Raw genomic sequence first — 22,921 nt, 5'->3', positions numbered from 1 at the left:
AGCCAACCTGATATAATCGGATTGGCTTTTTTATTAAACTTTTCAGTACTTGCTTTTCAACAACGCTAGATTCTCCTTGGCTAATTGATTAGTAGAGTCTAATTCAAGGCTTCTTTTGATAAGTGAATCGGCTAATGTGTAATTACCCAGATGAATTTGTATCAAGCCTTTATTATTCAGAAAATAAGGTTGATCAGCGACGAGTCCCATGGCTATATCAATAGTTGAATCTGCTCTGTCAAGTTTTCCTTGCTCCAAATACACTAACGACAGCGGGTTTAATACCTCAGGCGCATTCCCGCGAATCTTTAGCGCTGAATCGAATGCTTCTTCTGCGGACGAATAAGATTTGAGATGATAGTTCATCACACCAAGATTAGTCCAAGAGTCAAATTGATTGGCATCTTTTTCTATCGCCATTTCAAAACTTGCCTTAGCGCTTTCATAGTCTTCCTGTTGGCCATATACATATCCTTCTATTTGATATACCAATGCCGTATCAGGGTACAACTTCTTTAATACATTTAGATCTTCTAACGCCGTGCTATATCGCTCCATAGCTAGATACGTATACGCCCTATTGAACAACACATCGTTGAAATCAGGCCGAGTTTGCCGCACCACATTGTAGTCTGCAAGCGCCAAAGCATAATGCCCCGTTTCGTAATAAGCCACTCCTCTATTTAAATGTGCATCAATTACTTCATGATCCATTTCAAGCACTTTGGAATATAAGGCAATCGCATCCTCATAATAAGCGTCATTCAATTTTTGAGTAGCTGCTTCAAAAGTCTTCTTAATCCTGTTCTTCTTGTTGATTGGGCTACAGGCAACGAAAACAACACCAATAGAAATGATAATAATTTGAAAAATACGCATAGAGTCACTGTCAAAGTTCGAATAGCAAAACTAAAACTTCCAACCTAACATCAATAAGCTATTGAGGTTCAATTATGAAATAACCTGTAGAAACAAAAAAGGCCTCGAATTGATCCGAAGCCATAGATTAAATATCTTGATTCTTTAGCTAGATATGGATGTTCTAACCTTTTCAGTGTAAGCTCTTAGTGCTTTGGGAAATGGGATATCATCTTTATCCATTTTCTCTATAATCCACCCTGCAGCTATCAAATGTGTGAGTACCTCGCCATCATCTTTTCCTTCTACTTCAAATGGTAATTCTTTCTCTTCCATGAGGCAATATTCCGCCGCTTCTAGCTCCTCAACCGAGTGATTTTCCACCAGCTTTTTTATCACAGGTATTTGCATACTAGTTTAGTTTATTTAATAATTCTACAACTGCTTCTTCTTTGCTACTAGCAATGGTGTCAACTAATTCACCGCCCTTAAAAATAGCAAAAAATGGAAGGTTAGTAACACCAGCTGCTTTTCTTGCCAACTCATTCTCTTCAGCATTTACATTCAAAAATGTTACACCTTCAAATCTATCGTCTTTAGCCAACCTTTTGTACTTTGGGTTGAACAGCCTACAAGAACCACACCAGTCAGCATAGTACTTTACAATTGCCTTATCTGTACCTGAAATCTCTTGCTCAAAGTGGCTATCTATAGTTTCTTTTACTTCCATTATTTTATCATTGATTATCAACGCAATTTTACTGAAGTTTGTGGAGGAAGAATTTTTTCTGATATAAAATAATTTGATCGGGCCATTGCCTCAGTTGATATGAATCTAAGAACGTTTGTGAAGGTCGGAAGTATTACCAATTTAAGTGATGCTCGTTTTTGTGCAGGTTTTGGTGTGGACCTATTAGGATTTGATCTTAATCCCAATTCCGAAAACTACATATCAATAGAACAAGCCAATGAAATCATGGGTTGGGTCGCTGGACCTGCGTTTGTGGCTGAATTTGGTAATATGCCAGTCGATCAGATCGTACAGCTTCAAGAAGAAAACAAGTTTCCCTTCGTGCAGGTAAACAATATAGATCATGCAAATGAATTGAAACAGGAAGGTTTTCAAATCATCCTTGCTATTCAAATAGCTTCTGAAAGTGACATTAAAGTATTAGCCCAGGCAATCGGAAATGAATATTCACACATCATTGTTTCTTGCGATGCACCACAGCTTATTCCGGCAATCGAAGAAACATTGGCCACAGGTAGTGAAACTACATTAATTAAAGGGTATGATGTTGAGTTATCACAGTTGGACCATATCATTCAGGTCCAGCCATTTGCTGGAATTGAACTGAAAGGCTCTCAAGAAGAGAAACCTGGGTTCAAAGAGTATGATGATTTGGCTGATATATTAGAAGCTTTGGAAGTGGAAGATTAAGCAGAAGGTAATGAGATAGTAATATCTGTTCCTTTTTCAGGAATACTTTTGATTTCCATAGTGCCACTATTCAGTTTTAGTATATCAAGACAAAAATTTAATCCGAGCCCCGTACCCTTTTCTCCTTCGGTCCCCAATCTGGTTGATGCTTTGTTCTTATTGATTCCTTCCAGAACTGAAGTAATCGTATCCTGACACATACCAATTCCGGTATCGATTACAGATAAACTGACGTTATCGTATTCTCTTGTACTTTTCAATATGATCTTACCATTAACTGGGGTAAACTTAATGGCATTGCTTACTAAGTTTCTAATCACAATAGCCAAATGATCAGGATCAATAAAAACTTCAATTTCTTTGGAGATATCGTTTTCTACAGCAATTGATTTTCCTTTCACTGATTCATTGTACAGCTTAATTACATTGGCGGCCACTTTGTCCAAATTAACTTTTTGAGGATTTGCCATGAATGCTCCTAATTGGGATTTAACCCATGTAAGTACATTATCCAACGTAAAACTGATAGAATCTACCTGCTGTTTTACAGTGCCCATGAGTTCCTTGAATTTTTTAGGTTCAATATCATCGGCGTACACCAACAACCCCCCTAATGATATGAGTGGAGATCGCAAGTCATGAGATAATATACTTAGAACCTTATCTTTTGAAGCATTCGCATCCATAAGTTGGTTTTCAGTTTCTTTTACATCACTGATATCGGCCACATAAGTCAATATCCTAGACACATTTCCAAATTGGTTTTTCAAGGGAATGTATTTACCATAAGCATGAATGCTTTCTCCGTTCATAAAAGTAACGGGGCTATCTACAATTGACTCATACCCTTCCAAGCATCTGTTGAACAACGGAGTGGCCATTTTAGAAATTTCAGGGCCTAAAATTTCGGTGTAGTGCTTGCCTTCAATTGTGCTCACATCTTTAAGGATTACATCTTGAAACCTATTGTTGACAATCATGTAATGGCCGGTCTTATCTACTAGCGCAATAAATATCGGGAGATTGTCGATTGTCGTTCGCAATAAATGCTTGTTATACAATAAGTTGTCTCTCTCGAATTGAACAAGTGAGTTTTGCTTTTCAATTTTTTTGCTAAACATTCGGATTCTCTGCTCACTTCTTTGCAAATCCAATTTGAATACATTGGTAAATAGATAGACACAAGCAAACGCCACAGTTAAATTCGTCAGTGCAAGAAAGTGGTCGGATAAGAGTACACCGTCATGGCTCTGAGATATCCTCAAATATTTCATCACTAAAGCTGACAAAACCGCACAAAAAAACAAAGAGCGCTTTGCCATACCATCAAATAGCGCAACAATAATTGCAGAAAAACCAATGAAGAAAAATTCATTGTCGCGATTTTGGTTGTTAAATATGGTTATGTATCCAATAACATTTGCAAATGTCCAATTAGCAATCACCAAATAATACTTGGCGATAATGTTGTGCTTACCACCATTTAGAAAATAGACGGGGATAGTTAATAAAGCCAAACCTGAAAAAATACTAATGGCATGAACATAAGAACCAACAATCAGATTGATCGTTCCAAAAAGAACGATGATAAAACCCCCAATCGTGTTGAAAATATTGACCAGTCGAGTCCTACGGCGCTCGATAATTTCTGGATGACCATAGACTCCAGCGTTGAGAAGGAGCCGCATTAATTTTCTCAGTACTACCATTCAATTCTTACTGCTGCTTTATTTCAGTCTATTAGGTAGGTATAGTCTCAACTAAGATAAGATAATGAATTAATTACAAAAAACACTTAGGAAAAAAATGGATAACAAAAAAGTCGAAATAAAACTACTTCGACTTTGAGTTTTAGCTACCTCATTATGTATAGCTCATTCATCTCTCAGTGACAACACAGGATTAGCCCTAGCGGCTAATATAGCTTTGTAACCTGCAGTAATAACAGCTATGCCAAAACTGATCAATAAGGCTAAAAGAAATATGAAAAAAGACAATTCAATCTTGTAGGCAAAGTTGTCCAGCCAATCGCTCATCACCACATAGCTAATGGGTCCGGCAATGAGAAAGGAAATGAAAACCAGAAGTATCATTTCTCTAGAGAATATATTGAGTACATTCAATGTGCTTGCTCCAAGAACTTTCCGGACTCCAATTTCTTTGGTCTTTTTATTTGCTATATATGAAATAAGACCATACAATCCCAAGCATCCTATAAAAATGACGATGATCGAAAAGAGTTTGAACATACTTCCCATATTCTTTTCTTCTTCGTACCAGTCAGCGACCTGCTCATCAAAAAAAGTAAAATCATAGATATCCTTGCTATAGACACTCTCCCATTCTTTTTGTATGATAGATAAGGTGGGGTTGACTTCATCTATGGTTTGACCTGCAGAGGTAATCTTCACAGCCATTTCATAAAACATGCGTGGATTATTCATAAAAATGCAATAGACAAAGTCTGACTGCAAAGAATGAGTATGAAAATTCTCTACAACACCGACTACCTGCATGTCACGATACCACCCACTGATCTTCTCACCGATTACTTCTTCCGGATTATCGAAGCCTAATGCTTCAGCCAATTTTCTATTTACCAATATTCGGCTGGTATCTGCTTTATCCACCCACTCCCCAGCAATAAGTTTTAACCCATAAACATCAAGAAAATCTTTGTCTCCAAATTTGAAATTGACGCGCACATTCTCTCCTTCTGGAATACTATGGTGATTGATATGAGAGTTTGAATTTGACGTACCCATAGGTGCGCTGAGCGTAAACGTTACCCCTTTTATCTCAGGGTGGCTTAGTAGGTTAGTTTTCAATCGATTAAGATCCTCTTCATTTTGACCGGGAAGATCAGACAGAACAATATTGTCTTTTTCAAAACCCAAGTCTTTGCTTAAAAAGAAGTCCATTTGATGTTGCACCACCAAAGTCCCAATAATAAGAACCTGGGTAATGATAAATTGCACAATGACTAAAACTCTTCTGAACGATAAAAAGCCACTGCCCTCTTTGAGGTTGAATTTGGTTCGCAACGCTGCAATCGGATTGAGCTTAGACATAGACAATGCTGGGTAGATTCCCGCCAACAAACCAATAATTAGAATATTGATGGTAAGAAAAAGTAAAGTGGTTGGCTCTTCGAATAGGTTGATCCAAAGTTTATACCCAAGAATGTCTTCCAAATAAATCAATAGTACTTCGGCGAAAATCAGACCTATAAACGAAGACACTATTGTGATTAACAATGTCTCAGACAAGAACTGAATGGCTAGCTGATAAGACTTTCCTCCCAGCGTTTTTCTTATGCCAATTTCCTTAGACCGTTTAATTGATTGTGCAGTTGTCAGGTTAATAAAATTGATTGCTGCAGTTAGGATCAGAAATATTCCAATAACACCAAGTGCTTGAATGAATTCCATCGAAATGGTTCGCTCATTATAGTTATCATATTTATCACTAAAGTGAATATCACTCATGGGCTGCATATTGTATTTCAAATCGACAGAAGCCCCTTCCCCATGGTATTTCTCAACAAAGCCATGCAGACTTTCTTCAAAATTCTCTACGTTAAAATTGTCAGGGACCATGATGTAACAATTTGTAGCTGAACTATTACTGTTCCAATTACCTTTTCGATAGTATGGATTTAACCCATCTAAGTTTTCGTAGTGAATCAAGACATTGAAGGGAATATTGGTAGTTTCTTTGTAGTCCTCAACAAGCCCCTTAACAATCAGGTCTTGTGTGTTTGACAGCAAGACTTGTTTCCCTATAGCCTGATTAATGTTATCATCATTCAAACCAAAGAATTTTTTCGCTTGAGACCTGGATATCACCATCGAATTAGGTTCATCTAAGCAATTAAGAGGATTGCCTTCGATAAACTCAAAATCAAAAATTTGAAATACCGAAGATTCAGCAAAGACTAATCCCTCATCATCAAGATATCGATCGTATTCCCCGTTTTCTCTTTTAATGGCCACTTGATGATAGGGTTCGTAGTGCGTCCTTGCAATCACCAAATCCGGATAATCCGCTCTAAGTCCTTCTCCGACTGGATGCGGAACACCCTCATTATATCGAATTCCACTACTGATTCTTGTTTCTCGCACTGCACGATAGATATTATCGTAATTGGAATGATGCTTATCAAAACTTAGTTCGTAGGAAATGATTTTGAAGATGACAAGAATACAGCCTAGACCCAAACCGAGTCCTGACAGGTTAAGTAAGGTGAAGAGTTTTTCTCTCTTTATGTTTCTGTAAATGGTTTTGAAGTAATTTTTAAACATGGTTATTGGTATTTAGAGTTGTCCTTCCAATTACAACCTGGATGCCATATTTTATAACTCGCTGATTTACTGATAAGTACATTTTTTACTCATGTCAAAAAGAGACTCAACTGTTTGAAATCAAACAGTATATTGTTTGATTCCGAACCTTTATCCCTAGTTTTGAAAACATGGAATCATTGCCCACTTTCCAAGATGGAAATATACTTATTGTAGACGACGATGCCGGGATTTTAACCTCTGCACAGCTTTTTTTAAAGCAATACTACAAGAAGGTCTACGTCGAGCTTAATCCAGACAAAATTCAGAGTCAGTTTAAAAAACATGAAATCAGTATTGTGCTTTTAGATATGAATTTTCAAAAAGGGAAAAATGATGGTGAAGATGGATTTAAGTATTTGCAGCAGATATTAGATACTCAACCCCAGACGCAAGTGATTTTTATGACTGCCTATGGAGATATAGACATGGCAGTAAAGGCACTAAAAAATGGTGCCATAGATTTCGTAACCAAACCATGGAAAAACGAAAAATTTCTTACCACTGTAGAAACAGCAAACAAATTAGCTCAAAATCTCAGGCAACTTGAGGAATTAAAAAACTCAAGACAATATCAATCAGAAGAACAGGCTAGAGAAATTGAAGGCTTTATTGGCGGTGCGCCTTCGTTTTTGAAAGCCAAAGCAACCATGGAAAAAGTAGCTACCTCAGAAGCCAATGTACTCTTGCTGGGGGAAAATGGCACGGGTAAAGGGTTGGCTGCGAAGTTTATTCATCAGAATTCGGGTCGAAATGAACGGCCGATGATCACCATTGACATGGGTGCACTAAGCGAAACATTGATAGAGTCGGAACTATTTGGTCATGAAAAAGGGGCATTTACCGACGCTTCACAACAAAAAAAAGGTCGCTTGGAGATGGCACATCGCGGTACACTTTTCCTTGATGAAATCGGCAACCTATCACTACCAGCTCAGGCCAAACTATTGTCTGTTTTGCAAAATAAAAGGTTTAGCCGCCTGGGCTCGAACCAAGAAATTGATATTGATGTAAGGTTGATATGCGCTACGAACATGCCACTGTATGAAATGGTCGGACAAGGTAGTTTCCGTCAGGATCTTTTATATCGTATCAATACAGTAGAAGTGATGATGCCCAACTTGACAGACAGACTTTCAGATATACCTTTACTTGTCACCTACTATTTATCCTCCTTTAAAAGCAAGTATGCCAAACACAACCTTTCGATATCCGAAGAAGAGTTTGAAAAACTAAAAAGGATGAATTGGCCGGGAAACATTAGAGAACTTCAGCATGCCACCGAAAGGGCAGTGATACTTGCGGAAACAGATCAACTGCTGGCTTCTGATTTTCAAAATATACGTACTGGTGAAAAACAACTGTCCGAATCGACCTCTCTGAATCTAAAACAAATGGAAATCTCCTACATACAAAAGGCCATGGCACTTCACAATGGAAATGTAACCCATGCGGCAAAAGAACTGGGCATCGATAGATTAGCCTTGCACAGAAGACTAGAAAAGTATGGCTTACAATAGGTTTTCAGTATTTATCATTATCAGGATTATTCTGATTCTGATTAATCTCATTGGGATTGTTTACCTACACAATCGTGGAGACCTGATCTATACAATCATTTTTCTCTGCGTTCTTGTACTTTTTCAAACTATCGATTTGGTCCGCTTTGTAAACAAAACAAATAATGAATTAGCCAAGTTTATTCTAGCACTAAGAGACACAGACTATACCGCCAAATTCCCGAAGGCAGATAATGAATCTTTTGGATTACTCTACGAAAGATTTCAAAGCACACTGGATCTTTATAAAAAGAAGGAAACCAAATACGAAGCTCAATATTTATTTATTCAGGAGTTAATAGACAATATAGAAACAGGTCTAATGTCTTTTGATGAAAACAGAAAGGTTACCCTAATTAATAAGGTGGCTCGAAAAATGAGGTCGGATTACAAATTCGAAAACAATCAAGGCTTGGTTTCAATCTTGGGTGATATCGACGATTCGCAAATCATTGAGGGACGAAATGATGAGGGCCAGAAAGTAGAATTGCTGGTTAATAAATCTGTTTTTAAGCTTCTGGACAAGCCACAAACTATTTTCACTTTTAAGGACATCTCCAGTTCGTTGGAAAGTAAAGAAATTGAATCCTGGCAGAAGTTGATAAGAATCTTAGCCCACGAAATCATCAATTCTCTCACTCCTATTACATCGCTATCGGAAACTACATTACTCATCCTAAATAAAACAAAACAGTCAGGTTTGGAAGATATCGAATTGAGTCTTAAAACCATAAAAGATAGATCAGAAGGACTCTTAAATTTCATGGAAGATTATAGAAAGTTGGTTAAAATTCCAGAGCCTAAATTAGAAACATTCAAAATCAAAGAGACGATTGCAGGCATCCTTCATCTGTTTCAAAACCAGCTCGAAGAAACAAAAGTAACCGAGTCCTATGAAAGTTCAGAGATTGTTGCTGATCCAATTTTGCTAGAGCAAATATTGGTTAACCTATTGACAAACAGCATACAATCCATGCAAGATTCAAAAATAAAAAGCCTGACTATCACCTACTCCACAGATAGAACATGGATGAGATTGGGGCTTAAAGATACCGGCTGTGGCATGGACAAAGAAACGCTGGCCAAATCTATGATCCCGTTTTTTACTACCAAAAATAGTGGCTCAGGAATTGGTTTAAGCCTCGTGCAACAAATTCTCAATTTGCATCGTGGAAGAATCGAAATTGATTCCAAACCGGGTGAGTATACACAAATTGTCTTGCTCTTTCCGGTAAGCTACAAATTTTGATTATGGATCTTCAAAAAGAAATAGCCAAAGCACATAGCAAAGCGAACGCTCAGTCGATCGCTGGGTATATTGGCAAAGACACTCAACGGTTCGAGAAGTTAATGGAGTTGTTTTTTCATAAGGAGTATAAAGTATCCCAAAGAGCTGCACATGCAGTAAGTCATTGTGTAGACAGACATCCAAAACTGCTTGAACCATATATCAATCAAATGATTGAAAATCTTAGAGAAGACCCTAAAGTCGCGATCAAAAGGAATACCGTTAGACTTTTGCAAAAGCAGGAAATTCCAGAAGAATCTCAAGGCCTCTTACTGGATAAGTGCTTCGAATATTTGACCTCTGCTAAAGAAACTACAGCCGTTAAGGCATTTTCCATGACCATTGCTCATAATCTTACCAAAATCTACCCAGAGCTTAAAATTGAGCTTAAAATCGTTATTGAAGACTTGATTCAATATGCAACTCCAGGCGTAGTAAATAGAGGCAAAAAAATTCTAGTTGAATTGGGTTAACTAATTAGATGAAATATTGAGAATCTAAATCGAAAATATCCATACATATTTTCATTAAAAATGATAAATTACTGTTCTAGCCTATTCACTAATTTCTCAAAACAATAAAGCCAAATGCTCAATCAAGGCAGGACTGAACTGTTGAATGAAGTAGAAAAGCTCAAGGGTGAGTTGAAAGAGTTGCACAATAAGTACGACCTTTTACTTGAGTCTTCCGCTAGTTATTTTGTCATTTTTGAAGAAGGAAATGTTATTGAATTCAGTCCTAAGGCTGAAGAGAAATTTGTATTTGCTAGTGATTTTTCTGACAAAACGATTGATGAGCTTATGCCCATTTTTCAGGTAAGTGGAGAAAAAAGCAGTAAAACCTGGGAAGATAATTTCAAAAGCGCTCGAAGAGGAAAATCAGATACATTCGAATTTGAATTTTTAGATAGAAATGGTCAGTCTTTTGCCACTATCGCATCTATTAGTAAGGTAAAAGACGAAAGGTTTCTGGTGCATTTTGACCTAGCAGAAAACACAGAGAACCTGGTATCTTCTACCAATACGATTACCGACAGTGCTCCTGTTTTTATCAAAATTACCGATGAGAAGAATCGTGTCACCTATTTTAGCAAAGGCTGGTTTGATCTACTCGGTAGCAAAGATGAAAAGTCCTATAGTACTTGGAATGAGAAAATCCATCCCGATGACTTAGCTGCCTATAGTTCTACAGTAGATTTTTCGGTTTCAAAGAAAAAAAATTACGAGTATTCTTTTAGAATAAAAGATGCTCGTGGGGAATACAGATGGTTGCTAGAATCTGGTACCCCACGATATTCTAAAAACAAGAAGTTTATTGGCTATGCGGCTGCAGCCATAGACACTACCGAACGAAAGACACTAGAGCTTGAAGCCACCAGAGAAAGAGCCATTTCTGAATCCGAATTAAAAATCCAGGAGTCACTCGATGAATCTGAGGTAGTGGCCATGACGACAAATACAGAAGGAAGTATCACCTTTTGCAACAACAAATTGCTCGATACCATTGGACTGAAAAAATCTGATATCGTTGGGGCCAATTTATTCGACATCTTCATTCCTGATGCTTCAACCAAGATCAATCAGAAAAAATATGGTCAAATAGCAACAGATGGCAAGTACAATGGAACTCTTGCTGGCAAATTCTTCACGAAAGAGAAACAGGATATTTATGTTAGGTTTAATGTCATCCTTCTCAAAGACAGCTTCAATGAAGTATCAGGGATCAATCTGATCGGCGAAAATGTCACCGCTCAAAACAGAGTAAAGAAACAACTTGAAAAAAGTAACGATCAACTCAAAGAGCTTTTTGATAACTCTTATGATTTGATTCAGACTTTTGATCACGAGGGAGTCTTCCAATTTGTGAATCAGGCCTGGGTTGAAAAATTAGGCTATCGAGATAAACTTCAAAGTATAAGGTTCAAAGATCTTGTACACCCTAAAAACTGGCAACAGACGGTCGAAAACTTAGATAAAATCATCAAAGGAGAAGCCATCGACAGGTTCGAAACGGTGTTCGTATCGGATATGGGTAAAAACATCTTCGTTTCCGGTCGGGTAAACTGTTCATTCGACATTAATGGGAATGCTCAGTTTCGGGGGATATTCTATGATATTACTGAAAGAATTCGAGCCGAAAAAGCTCAGAGTCTATATTATAAAATAGCAGACTTCAATATTGAAGGACCGCAACTGGAAATACTATATTCCAAACTATTTGATGAGCTGCAAGGTTTATTAAATATTAAAAACCTTTCGATTGAACTGAATCTGACTGACAAGTCCAATGCCTCATCTCCTTATGTTCGTTCTGAGTTCAAGGACTCTATGGAGCTTCAAAATCAAAAAACAATCAATGATTTGATCGCCGAACAGATGATTGGCAATTCCAGGCAGCTCATCATTTATGAAGAGCAAATTCAGGAACAGGTAAAAGAAAATAAAAAGTCATTCAAAGGGGTATATCCAAAAGTATGGCTCGGTGTGCAAATTACTGTTGGCAACTCCCCTGTTGGACTGCTTAGTACACATTCATATGATGATCGTTCTGATTTTGGTGCGAAAGATTTAGAACTGCTTTATTTTATTGCCAGTCAAATTTCGCTCGCGATAGAGAGAAAAATCAATGAAGAAAAAATAGTTGATCAGGCAGCCAGGCTAAAAGCCATTTTTGAAAGCAGTAGTCATCAGATTTGGTCGGTCGATGATGACTACAACCTCACATCATTCAACAGCAATTATTCAGATTGGATGAAAGAAAGTTGTGATGTAACTACAGTCATAGGAAAAGAGTTTTCAAAGGAAAGAAAAAAGCTGTCCGATTCAGTCAACAAATTTTGGGAGTCGAAATACAATCAGGCATTTAAGGGAACTGCACTGAACTTTCAAAATGAAGTTAAACTTGGAAAGAACCAAACGCATTGGTCTGAAGTTTTCATTAACCCTATTGTGAAAGAGGATGGATCTATTGAAGAAGTATCTGTCATTTCACATGATATTACCGAAAAGAAAAGTTCTGAACTCGCTCTTTCTGAAAGTGAAGCGAAATTTAGAGAAATATTTGAGTCCATTCAGGATATTTATTTCAGATGTGATCTCAATGGCAAATTATTGATGATAAGCCCATCCGCTACGGAATCTCTCGGGCTTCACCCCGAGGAGGTATTGGGTAAAACCATCACTCACTTCTTTACTTCTGAGGAATCAGCCGACTCGATTCTAAAGACCTTACTCAAAGAACATAAATCACAAAACATAGAAGCTTCTTTTCATACAGAAGAAGGAGAAAAAATCGACTTCTTATGCAACGTGAGGGTTCTATTTAGAAATAAGCAAGCCGTAGGCTTTGAAGGTGTTGCTCGTGATATTTCTGAAATCAAGCGGGCCTACGAAGAACTATCAAAAGCGAAAGAATTTGCTGAAAAATCCTTAGCAATCAAAGAAAGATTCCTGGCCAATATGAGTCACGAAATTAGAACCCCGATGAATGGAATCATAGGTATGATTGATCTCATTGGTAGTACTAATTTAGATACGGAGCAAACAGACTACGTCAAGACCATTAAAAAGTCCTCTGAGACATTAATGGATATTCTAAATGACATCCTAGACCTATCAAAAATTGAGGCAGGGAAAATGGAACTCAAACAGCGCCCGCTAAAGCTAATTGGTACGTTCCAACGATTATATGACTTATTTTCTAAAGAAGCCTATGCCAACAATATCTATCTGAATTATAATCTAGATAGCAAGGTTCCTCCGGTCATCCTGCTTGATGAAACTAGACTACTTCAAGTACTTTCCAACCTCATTAGCAATGCCATTAAGTTTTCTGATGGCAAAGGAATCATTGATATCAGCTTAGTGCTCAAGAAAAAAGAAAACAACAAATGCACATTTAAAGTACAAGTCAAAGATGAAGGAATTGGCATACCTAAAGAACAGATTAAGAACCTGTTCATCAACTTCAATCAACTCGATAATTCAAGTACTAAGGTTTATGGAGGTACTGGTCTAGGTCTTGCCATTTCAAAGGAACTCGTAAGATCGATGGGTGGAGACATTGGCGTAGTGTCTACCCCTGGTTTAGGAAGTACGTTTTGGTTTACCTTCGATGGAGAAATTCCTGAGGGAGAAGAACCTGATAACTCTTCTGATGCAGATGAACCGATGGAAATCACCAAAGAGTTCACAACAGTTGTTCCAAGAATTTTAGTAGTAGATGATAATAAAGTAAATCGTACAGTGGCTAGTCAAATTCTTGAAAAATCCGGCTGTCACGTACATTTAGCTTCTAGTGGACTTGAGGCCATTGAGGTTGTTAAAAACAACGAATTGGATTTGGTCTTTATGGATATTCAAATGCCTAAAATGGATGGTGTGCAGACAACTCAAAACATCAAAGCATTGGGAATAAAGAACCTACCTCCTATTGTCGCTATGACGGCTTATTCCATGGAGGATGATCGCAACAAGTTTATGTCACAAGGTCTGGATGATTATGTGGCTAAACCCATACGGGCAGTAACTATCATTGAAAAGGTAAAAGAGTACATTCAGTACGATACATCTAATGTAGCTGTCGAAGAACAAAAAGATGAAGGCACTGATTTGCTGATCAACAAAGAAACATTAGAGCAACTATCCAAATTTGGTGGATCTGAACTTTTGGAATCTGTGCTATCTGATTTCGAATCAGAAGCAAATGAATTGATTAAGAATTGCATGATTCATTTTGCTGACGATCAGATAGAGGAAATCAGAAAGGAACTGCATACCTTAAAAGGTAGTGCTGGTACACTTGGTATTGAAAAATTGGCCAATCATGTTATTAAGTTGGAATTGCAACTTAAAACAGCTGATACCACCAATTTAAAACCGCAACTGGACACGATTCAGGAATGTTTTATTGAGTTTAAAGAAAATTACAAAAATATACTTCAAATGTGATTGATTTGTTTTTAACTTGACGCCTTGTTTTAGTGCTTGAGGAAGCAAGTCATTTAATAATCCTTCTATGAAAAAAATAATTATTGCAGAGGACAGTTCGGTCATTCAAAACTTAACCAAAAAAATACTAGAGATTCAAAACTTCAGTATTACTTCTGTAAAAAATGGTCAGGAAGTTTTAGATAAGCTGGATGTAGAAGATTATGACTTGATCTTAATGGATATTAATATGCCTAAAATGGATGGTATGGAATGTGCCAAGGCCATAAGAAAAATGGCAGATCCTATTAAATCTAAAATTCCAATATTGGCCATTACTGGTAATGCCAAAAATTACTCTATCAACGACTTCAAAGAAGTCGGAATCAACGAGTACATCCCAAAGCCTCTGAACTTCGATATCTTGGTTGACAAGGTTAAAGCTTACATTTCGTCTGATGATTAAATACTCGAAGCACTTTCTGAACAAGCTGGAAGATCTTTTTTCAGAATCGGACTATGTGCTTCGCTATGAAAAAGGAAACTTTCAGTCTGGTTATTGTGTATTGAAAGACACGAAAGTCGCTATCGTTAACAAATTTTACACCTTGGATGGAAAGATTAATTGTTTGCTGGAAATCTTGAAAGAAGTGAAACTTGACACGAGCAACCTAAACGATAAAAACAAAGCTTTATTGAAAGAGCTATCTCAAACTGCCCTTAAGATTTGAAACTTACTTTTCTCGGCACCGGTACTTCGCAAGGCATCCCAGTCATTGCGTGCAAATGTGAAGTATGTCGAAGTGTAGATTATCAAGACCAACGATTAAGGTCTTCGGTCTTGATCGAGCAGAATGGCACGAATCTATTGATAGACACTGGCCCTGATTTCAGACAGCAAATGCTTGTCAATCGAGTAGATCATTTAGACGCTGTATTGTATACGCATGAACACAAAGACCATACAGCTGGATTAGATGACATCCGCAGCTTCAACTTTAAGCAAAAAATGGACATGCCACTATATGGAAGGCCATCTGTACTGAATCAGTTAAGGCATGAATATGCATATATGTTTGCTGAAACCAAATATCCCGGAGTAGCTAGTGTTACTTTGAATCCAATCAAAAATGAACCCTTCGAAATCAATAGAGTAAAAATCATACCTATTGAGGTGATGCATTACAAACTCCCTGTTTATGGATTTCGCATCAATAACATGGCATACATCACTGATGCAAAAACGGTATCCAACAAAGAAAGGGAAAAGCTCAAGGAGCTCGACGTGTTAGTAATCAATGCCTTGCAAAAAAAATCACATATCTCCCACCTTACGCTAGACGAAGCCATTGATTTTATAGGAGAAATAAAGCCCAAAAGAGCTTATATAACGCATATTGGGCATTATATGGGTACACATCGAGAGGTTCAAAAGGAATTACCAGAAAATGTCCATTTGGCGCATGATGGACTAATATTACACGGATAGATGCAATTCAATTACTACTTTCTCAAGGCACTCTCTAATGAGTTGAGTAAGCATTTAGTAGGAAATAAGATTTCTGCCATTTTTTCACAAAATAAAAATGAGTTGGTCTTATGCTTTATCAATGACCGATCAAATTTTTTCATTAAAGCCAATTTAGACGGTCAATCGTCCCTCCTTTCATTTCCTACTTCATTTGCCAGAGCTAAGAAAAATTCGGTGGATTTGTTTAGCGAACTGTCAGGTCAACATGTACTTAATGTAAGACAATTTGAAAATGAAAGATCCTTTTCCATCCAATTTGAAAAGAATTTTGAGCTATTGTTCAAACTGCACGGTCGCCATTCAAACATTCTTTTGTTTCAGAAAAATGAACTGTTATCACTTTTCAAAAACAATATTGAAAAAGATCAACAACTAAAACTTAATGATTTAGACAGGCCCATCAATCAAAGCAAAGAGGCTATCATTAACGTCGGTTTTGATCTATTCAAGATTTACCCAACTTTCGACAAGCATATTAAGAATCATCTCAAAGTCAAAGGTTTTTATGAAGAAGGCCAACCTTTAGAAACTAAAATGAATGTACTTGAATCAGTGCTATCTGAACTTAATGATTCAAATTTCTATCTGTTAAAAGAGGTTCCTGGACTACGACTAATAAGGCCAGACACAGCGTACGAAGTGTACAACAATCCAATTGAAGTTTCGAATCAGCTGGCTCGTTCTTTTTTCTCCAATCAAGGCTTCGCTCAACTTAAAAATAAGCTACTTACTCAAGTCAACAAGGAAATAAAGAAATGTGAATCTTATATCAGCCAGAACGAAAACAAATTGACAGAAATTGAAAATCGTCGAGGATATGATGAGTTGGCCAATATTCTAATGGCCAACCTTCATCTTAAACTGGATCCGTCAGCAAGCCATATTGAATTGTTCGACTTCTATGCCAATGAGCAGGTTAAAATCAAATTAAAACCAAAACTGTCCCTACAGCACAACGCTGAACACCTCTACAGAAAAGCCAAAAATCAATCTAAAGAAGTGGAGGTTTTGAAGAAAAATATCCTATCCAAAAAGAAAATTCTTAAAGAACTGATCGAGCGTAAGGATTTAATTTCTTCAATGGATGATATCAACAAGCTTAAAACGCTCGAAAAAACAGGTGAAAAATCTAACACCAAAGAGCCAAAGCCATTCATAGAATTTGAGATCGAAGGGTTTCAAGTTTTTGCAGGGAAGAATGCCAAAAATAATGACCTGCTTACACAAAAATTTGCTAAAAAAGACGACCTCTGGTTACATGCCAGAGATGTGTCAGGTTCTCATGTCATCATCCGTAATCCAAATGGCATCAAGATACCTATTGGGATAATAGAGCAAGTGGCTCAAATAGCTGCATGGCATTCAAAACGCAAATCTGACACCCTATGCCCGGTCATATATACGCAAAAGAAATATGTAAGAAAGCCTAAAGGCAGCTTACCTGGACAGGTTTTACTATCCAAAGAAGAAGTCATATTGGTGGAACCCAAAAGAGAGATCCACCAATAATGTACTCTAGATTAGATCCTATAGATCTGCTACTTCAATAGATCTGTGTAATGCAAACCTAAATATTCTTCTATGACGTCATAAAATTCTTCCAGCTCCATTTCATCTAGGTCTATAGTCAACTGAGCATGATCCTGAGTAGTAACATCCAGTTTGCTGATGATGCCATCTTCATCCTTTATTAAAGCCAAGCCCGTAATATCAGTCACTTGTAAGACACCCTCCAGTTCGTTGTTTTTATATTCAATCTCGCTTTCGCTTAATCTCAGGAAATCATTGTAGTTATTAATGCCTGTTCCCAGCTTTCCTACTACAGGAGCAATCAAACACACCAACGCATATGGAATGAAACTAAATAGATTCACCTTGTAATTGACATACAAGAACCCCAAAATAACTGGAATGGTCAGGTAGATCAATACTTGAATCTTTAGTTTGTTTCTATGGTTTCTGAAAATCACTTCTTCATTCGTAGGGTTGATCTTAATCGGAAAGAACAATTCTTCCCAAAGGATAAACACCATTACAATCACTACCACACTGACCAAGAACATACCTATGTATAAGTTGGGCACATGTCCTTCTGCATGCGTCTCAAACAAACGGCCAGATAAGAAGAAGGACAAGACGAAAATTAATAATAGGATTCCGATACTATATTCAGTCGGAAGCTTCTGTCGAATTATTTTTCCCATTGTATTTAAGTTTTATTGTTGAATGATTAAAGAGGAGGTCTGCACCTCCCCTTCGTTTTGGTTTGCACTAATGGCTTATTCCCATCCGCCACCTAGTGCCTTGTAGATATTGATCCAGGTATGTAACTGCTCCATCTTGGTTTCTATCAAATCAAACCGGGAGTCCAGCGCTTCACGCTGGGTAAGCAACACTTCCATATAGTCCGCCCGTGCTGACCTAAAGAGGAAATTGGAAATCTCAATAGATTGATTCAATGCCTCTACCTGCTGTGCCCTCAAATCATAACTACTCTGAAGATTGCTAGATTTGGACATCAGATTAGCTACTTCTATGTACGCGTTTAAAATCGTACGCTCATAGTTGTATACAGCTTGAATCTGAGCCGAATTGGCACTATAATACATGGCCTTGATGGCATTACGATTAACCAATGGAGCTATTAAATCACCCGTGAGTGAAAAAGCCAATGACTCAGGCGTAGATAGCAAATGACTTGGATTGAACGCTTGGTATCCTACACCCGCTGTGATTCCTAGTGAAGGATAAAATCTGGCCTTAGCCACTTGGATATCCAGCTTGGCAGCCTCCAGGTCTAATCCAGCCTGTCTGATATCAGGTCTGTTTTCCAACAATTGAGATGGCACGCCCGTCTTCACTACATCTGGTACGAAACTTTCAAACAAGGCAGCATTCCGAGGAATCGGCTGTGGATATCGACCAAGCAAAAAGTTGATTTCATTTTCCGTTTCTACGATTTTCTGTTGGATGTCATATTGTAGACTCCTCGTATCCAATACTTGAGCTTCAAACCTCCGTACGGCCAATTCTGTAACTCGCGACGCTTGCTTCTGTAATCTTACGATCTCAAGGGCATCCGATTGAATCTGGATATTTTGCTGCACCAAGGCTAATTGATTGTCGAGTGCCAATAGTTCGTAGTACGAATTGGAAATCTCAGCTATCAAATTGGTCACCATAAAATTTCGACCCTCAACACTCGCTAAATATCTAGTGAAAGCCGATTTCTTGGCATTGCGCAACTTGCGCCAAATATCTACCTCCCACGTAGTAGCAGCACCAACTACAAAATCAGGCAAAGGCTCAGGAAACTCCTTGCCAGGCTCAATATCAGTAGTGGCCTCTAGCGCACCGTTTCTCGTATATCTGCCCACTTTATCGATGCCTGCACCAGCCCCCACATTTACCGTAGGTAGCAGCTCGCCCTTCTTTTCTCGAACTTCATTTCTCGCAATTTGAATTTCTTGCATGAAAATATTTAGCTCCTGGTTGTTGGCCAGTGCGGTATCGATCAAAGCCACCAGGTTTGGATCAGTAAAATAATTTCGCCACTGCACATCGGCTGTGTTCGTCGAATCCTGAGGCTGATCAAACTGCTCGGGTATATTCGGATCAGCATCCATCACGGTGAGTTTTGGTGCGCAGGCATGAATGGCCAACACCGATAATACGATCACCAGCGTTCTATTTACAATTTTTATATCTATGCGTCTCATTTGCTTTTATCTTCTTGGTTTGCACCTAACTTCTCTTGATGTATCTGCTTGAGCATCTTGTCCCGATCTTCCATCGTATGGACATACTCCTCGGTCAGCGGCTCATGCTCTTCGCCTTTGATTAAATTGCGCCCTTCGGCCAAAGTGTCGAATACATAGTACAGACCTGGTATGATGATCACTCCGAAGAAAGTTCCAATCAACATACCACCCATAGCGGATGAACCAATCGTTTGATTACCTACAGCACCAGCTCCATGAGAGATCACCAAAGGAATTAAACCGGCGATAAAAGCAAATGAAGTCATCAAAATAGGCCTAAACCGCACTCTGGCACCTTCGATGGCAGCGTCGAATACTGACAGGCCTTGTTGATGCTTCTGTACAGCAAATTCCACGATTAGTACCGCATTCTTACCAAGCAACCCAACCAACATAATCAAACCAACCTGTGCATATACATCATTTGCCAGTCCCATGGCTTTTAGCATTAAGAACGACCCAAACACCCCTACAGGCAATGAGAGTATCACAGCCAACGGCAGTAGAAAACTTTCATACTGCGCCGCCAATACCAAATACACAAAAATGAGGACGATAATGAATATGTAGACCCCCTCATTTCCCCGGCGTGATTCATCATAAGACAAATCTTCAAAAGCAATGTCGTATCCGCGGGGTAGATTAACTGCAGCTACTTCGCGTATTGCTGCAATAGCATCTCCTGTTGTAAACCCCGGGGCTGGTAAGCCTCTTATAGAAGCCGAGTTGTACAAGTTAAACCTGGTAATTTCATTCGGTCCTTGACGCTTGGTCAATTTCATAAACGAAGAATATGGTACCATTTCTCCATGCTCATTTTTCACAAAGTATCCATCCAAATCCGATGGATATCGGCGATACTCTGGAGAAGCTTGTACATACACCTTGAAAAATCGGCCAAACCGTATGAAACCTTGCTCATAGGTACTTCCAATGAGAATGTTTAGATTTTCCATGGCGGCATCAATAGAGACTCCTTTTTGCATAGCAGCTTCATTGTCAATCTCTATTTCATATTGAGGATAATTTGCTGCAAAAAAGGTGAACAGACCTGTTATCTCTTCACGCGCTCTTAAGGCATCCATAAAACTACCATTGATTTTATCAAATTCTTGATAGTCTGTGGAGCTGGTCTTATCCAACATTCGCATCGAAAATCCTCCAGAGGTTCCAAAACCAGGCACGGCAGGCGGTTCAAAGAATTCTATTATCGCTCCGAGGTTTCTCGTTTCTTCTTCTAACACTTCCATAATTTCATGAACTGAATGTTCACGATCTCCCCAGTTTTTAAGATTGATCAAGCAAGTACCGGCATTTGAACCGCGACCTTCCGTCATGATCTCATAACCAGCTAGTGCTGAAACTGACTCGATTCCATCAATTTTCTCAGAAATTCGCTGAAGTTCGTGGGCAATTTGATTGGTGCGTTCCAAGGTGGCCCCTGGAGGAGTCTGTATGATGGCATAAATCGTTCCCTGGTCCTCGTTAGGAATAAATCCCGTTGGCAGAATTTGGTTTTCAAAATAAATACCCACACAAAACGCTCCCAAAATGCCAAAGGTCACCATTCTTCGATTTACAATAACCTTCAATAACTTCACATACTTATTGGTTACCTTATCAAATCCACTATTGAACCCATCCAACAGCTTGTTTACCAAAGAGCGTTTCTTAGGTTTACCATGTGCGTTTTTCAACAACATGGCGCACAAAACCGGAGTCAAAGTAAGGGCTACTACTGCCGATAAAATGATAGAACTTGCCATGGTAATGGAAAACTGACGATAGAACGTACCAACAGGCCCTGGCATAAAGGCTATAGGAACAAATACTGATACCATAACCAAAGTAATAGCGATGATAGCTCCGCTGATCTCCCCCATCACCTCTTTCACCGCATAATAGGGTGACAGATTCTTTTCGTGCATCTTCGCATGTACTGCTTCTACTACTACAATCGCATCGTCAACCACAATTCCAATAGCCAATACGAGCGCAAAAAGTGTGATGAGATTAATTGACAAACCAAACGTCAGCATAACAAAAAAGGCCCCAATAAGCGAAACTGGGACAGCAATAATGGGAATCAAAGTAGACCGCCAGTCACCTAAGAATACAAAGACAACGAGAGCCACAAGAATAAAGGCATCCCTAAGCGTATGCACTACTTGTTCGATCGAAGCATCTAAAAAATTGGATACATCATAGCTAATTTTATAATCCATACCCGGCGGAAAGTCCCCTTTCATTTCATCCAACTTCGCCTTTACATCATCTATTACCTGAGAAGCATTACTTCCTACGGTTTGCTTTAATACAATTGAGGCAGATGGGAGTCCATCCAAGTTTGAATAAATATCGAAGAATTCACTACCTAATTCTACAGTAGCAATATCCTTCAAATGGATATTTTGACCTTCTTCATTCGATCGAATAATGATATTTCCATATTGCTCTGGCTTATTATACCTGCCTTGATAGGTCAAGACATACTCGAGTGATTGGGCTTCTTTTCCGTCTGCTCTGCCGAGTCTGCCCGGTCTCCCAATTATACTCTGTTCGAGCATGGCGTCCATCACATCTTCGGCGGATATTTTATAGGCTCGCATTCGATCCGGTTTCAACCAAATTCGCATGGCAAATTGCCTACTACCCAAAATTTGAGCACGTGCTATCCCAGTGATACGCTGGATTTCAGGAATCATTTTAACATTCGCATAGTTGTACAAAAATTTCTCATCAGCATTTTTATCCTCGCTGTATAGGTTCACGTACATGAGCATACTGGGCTGAATGGGCGAAATAATTACTCCTTCTCGTTGTACCAAAGGTGGCAATAATGGCATCACCTGATCTACCCGTGTTTTGACCCTGATCACCGCCTGATTTGGATCTGTGCCCGGCTCAAAAATCACTCTGATAGTTGCTTCTCCAGCACTGGTTGCATCTGACGATATGTAGCGCATGCCTTGCACGCCATTTATGGCTTGCTCTAAAGGGATGAGTGTAGAATTCACCAATACCTCTGCACTAGAACCTGGATAGGCGATAAAAAGATTTACGGTAGTAGGTGCAATAGATGGAAACTGAGAAATAGGTAATACCCTAATGGCCAGCCCACCCAAAAACAAAATGACGACGGATATGACGATAGCCAACACCGGTCTGCGTATGATTCTGCTTAAAAACATGATTATATGATATTTTTAGTG

17 protein-coding genes are annotated in these 22,921 nt (G+C 38.5%); 9 read left to right on the top strand and 8 right to left on the bottom strand.

Annotated features, from left to right (window positions below; genetic code table 11):
• Positions 1–42: 42 nt before the first annotated feature.
• The 3 genes from R8N23_RS11970 to R8N23_RS11960 form a co-directional block, all read right to left on the bottom strand.
• Complete coding sequence (locus R8N23_RS11970) at positions 43–879, bottom strand: tetratricopeptide repeat protein (protein ID WP_318171835.1); 837 nt, start codon at positions 877–879, stop codon at positions 43–45.
• Between the two features lie 144 nt (positions 880–1,023).
• Entirely contained in the window at positions 1,024–1,269 is a 246-nt protein-coding gene (locus R8N23_RS11965; RefSeq protein ID WP_318171834.1) for a DUF6952 family protein, read from the bottom strand.
• Between the two features lies 1 nt (position 1,270).
• Positions 1,271–1,588, bottom strand: coding sequence for a thioredoxin family protein (locus tag R8N23_RS11960; protein ID WP_318171833.1), 318 nt, complete (start codon positions 1,586–1,588; stop codon positions 1,271–1,273).
• A gap of 99 nt (positions 1,589–1,687) precedes the next feature.
• Here R8N23_RS11960 and R8N23_RS11955 point away from each other — a divergent pair, with 99 nt between their 5' ends.
• Positions 1,688–2,299: a hypothetical protein gene (locus R8N23_RS11955; protein ID WP_318171832.1), complete on the top strand. Its 612-nt coding sequence runs from the start codon at positions 1,688–1,690 to the stop codon at positions 2,297–2,299.
• Here the strand turns inward: R8N23_RS11955 and R8N23_RS11950 are convergent.
• Together R8N23_RS11950 and R8N23_RS11945 are read right to left on the bottom strand one after the other, a co-directional pair.
• Complete coding sequence (locus R8N23_RS11950; protein ID WP_318171831.1) at positions 2,296–3,987, bottom strand: ATP-binding protein; 1,692 nt, start codon at positions 3,985–3,987, stop codon at positions 2,296–2,298. The two genes, R8N23_RS11955 and R8N23_RS11950, sit on opposite strands and share 4 nt — an antisense overlap.
• 186 nt (positions 3,988–4,173) lie before the next feature.
• Complete coding sequence (locus R8N23_RS11945; RefSeq protein ID WP_318171830.1) at positions 4,174–6,603, bottom strand: ABC transporter permease; 2,430 nt, start codon at positions 6,601–6,603, stop codon at positions 4,174–4,176.
• Positions 6,604–6,773: 170 nt separating this feature from the next.
• Here R8N23_RS11945 and R8N23_RS11940 point away from each other — a divergent pair, with 170 nt between their 5' ends.
• From R8N23_RS11940 to R8N23_RS11905, 8 genes are all read left to right on the top strand, one after another.
• Positions 6,774–8,162 (top strand): sigma-54 dependent transcriptional regulator, encoded by a 1,389-nt coding sequence (locus R8N23_RS11940; RefSeq protein WP_318171829.1) that lies wholly within the window; start codon positions 6,774–6,776, stop codon positions 8,160–8,162.
• Positions 8,149–9,450, top strand: a complete 1,302-nt coding sequence (locus tag R8N23_RS11935; RefSeq protein ID WP_318171828.1) for a sensor histidine kinase — start codon at positions 8,149–8,151, stop codon at positions 9,448–9,450. The genes R8N23_RS11940 and R8N23_RS11935 overlap by 14 nt, the downstream gene beginning before the upstream one ends.
• 2 nt (positions 9,451–9,452) lie before the next feature.
• Positions 9,453–9,962 carry a hypothetical protein gene (locus R8N23_RS11930; RefSeq protein ID WP_318171827.1) on the top strand — a complete coding sequence of 170 codons (510 nt, stop codon included), beginning with the start codon at positions 9,453–9,455 and terminating at the stop codon, positions 9,960–9,962.
• Positions 9,963–10,076: 114 nt separating this feature from the next.
• Positions 10,077–14,438, top strand: a complete 4,362-nt coding sequence (locus R8N23_RS11925) for a PAS domain S-box protein (RefSeq protein WP_318171826.1) — start codon at positions 10,077–10,079, stop codon at positions 14,436–14,438.
• A gap of 67 nt (positions 14,439–14,505) precedes the next feature.
• Entirely contained in the window at positions 14,506–14,883 is a 378-nt protein-coding gene (locus R8N23_RS11920) for a response regulator (protein WP_318171825.1), read from the top strand.
• On the top strand, positions 14,873–15,148 hold the full coding sequence (locus R8N23_RS11915; RefSeq protein WP_318173574.1) for a hypothetical protein: 276 nt from the start codon (positions 14,873–14,875) through the stop codon (positions 15,146–15,148). The genes R8N23_RS11920 and R8N23_RS11915 overlap by 11 nt, the downstream gene beginning before the upstream one ends.
• Positions 15,145–15,906: an MBL fold metallo-hydrolase gene (locus tag R8N23_RS11910; protein ID WP_318171824.1), complete on the top strand. Its 762-nt coding sequence runs from the start codon at positions 15,145–15,147 to the stop codon at positions 15,904–15,906. Before R8N23_RS11915 ends, R8N23_RS11910 begins: the two co-directional genes overlap by 4 nt.
• Positions 15,907–17,457, top strand: a complete 1,551-nt coding sequence (locus R8N23_RS11905; RefSeq protein ID WP_318171823.1) for an NFACT RNA binding domain-containing protein — start codon at positions 15,907–15,909, stop codon at positions 17,455–17,457.
• Between the two features lie 29 nt (positions 17,458–17,486).
• Here the strand turns inward: R8N23_RS11905 and R8N23_RS11900 are convergent, their stop codons facing one another.
• The 3 genes from R8N23_RS11900 to R8N23_RS11890 all read right to left on the bottom strand — a co-directional run bounded on the left by R8N23_RS11900 (position 17,487) and on the right by R8N23_RS11890 (position 22,900).
• On the bottom strand, positions 17,487–18,152 hold the full coding sequence (locus R8N23_RS11900; protein WP_318171822.1) for a heavy metal transporter: 666 nt from the start codon (positions 18,150–18,152) through the stop codon (positions 17,487–17,489).
• A gap of 75 nt (positions 18,153–18,227) precedes the next feature.
• Positions 18,228–19,667: a TolC family protein gene (locus R8N23_RS11895; RefSeq protein ID WP_318171821.1), complete on the bottom strand. Its 1,440-nt coding sequence runs from the start codon at positions 19,665–19,667 to the stop codon at positions 18,228–18,230.
• Positions 19,664–22,900: an efflux RND transporter permease subunit gene (locus R8N23_RS11890; RefSeq protein ID WP_318171820.1), complete on the bottom strand. Its 3,237-nt coding sequence runs from the start codon at positions 22,898–22,900 to the stop codon at positions 19,664–19,666. Before R8N23_RS11890 ends, R8N23_RS11895 begins: the two co-directional genes overlap by 4 nt.
• Positions 22,901–22,921: the final 21 nt, after the last annotated feature.

Source organism: Reichenbachiella sp., from assembly GCF_033344935.1.
In the GTDB taxonomy this organism is placed as follows: Bacteria; Bacteroidota; Bacteroidia; order Cytophagales; family Cyclobacteriaceae; genus Reichenbachiella.
Note: the sequence above shows the minus strand (reverse complement) of the source record. Positions and strands in the feature narration are given on the sequence as shown.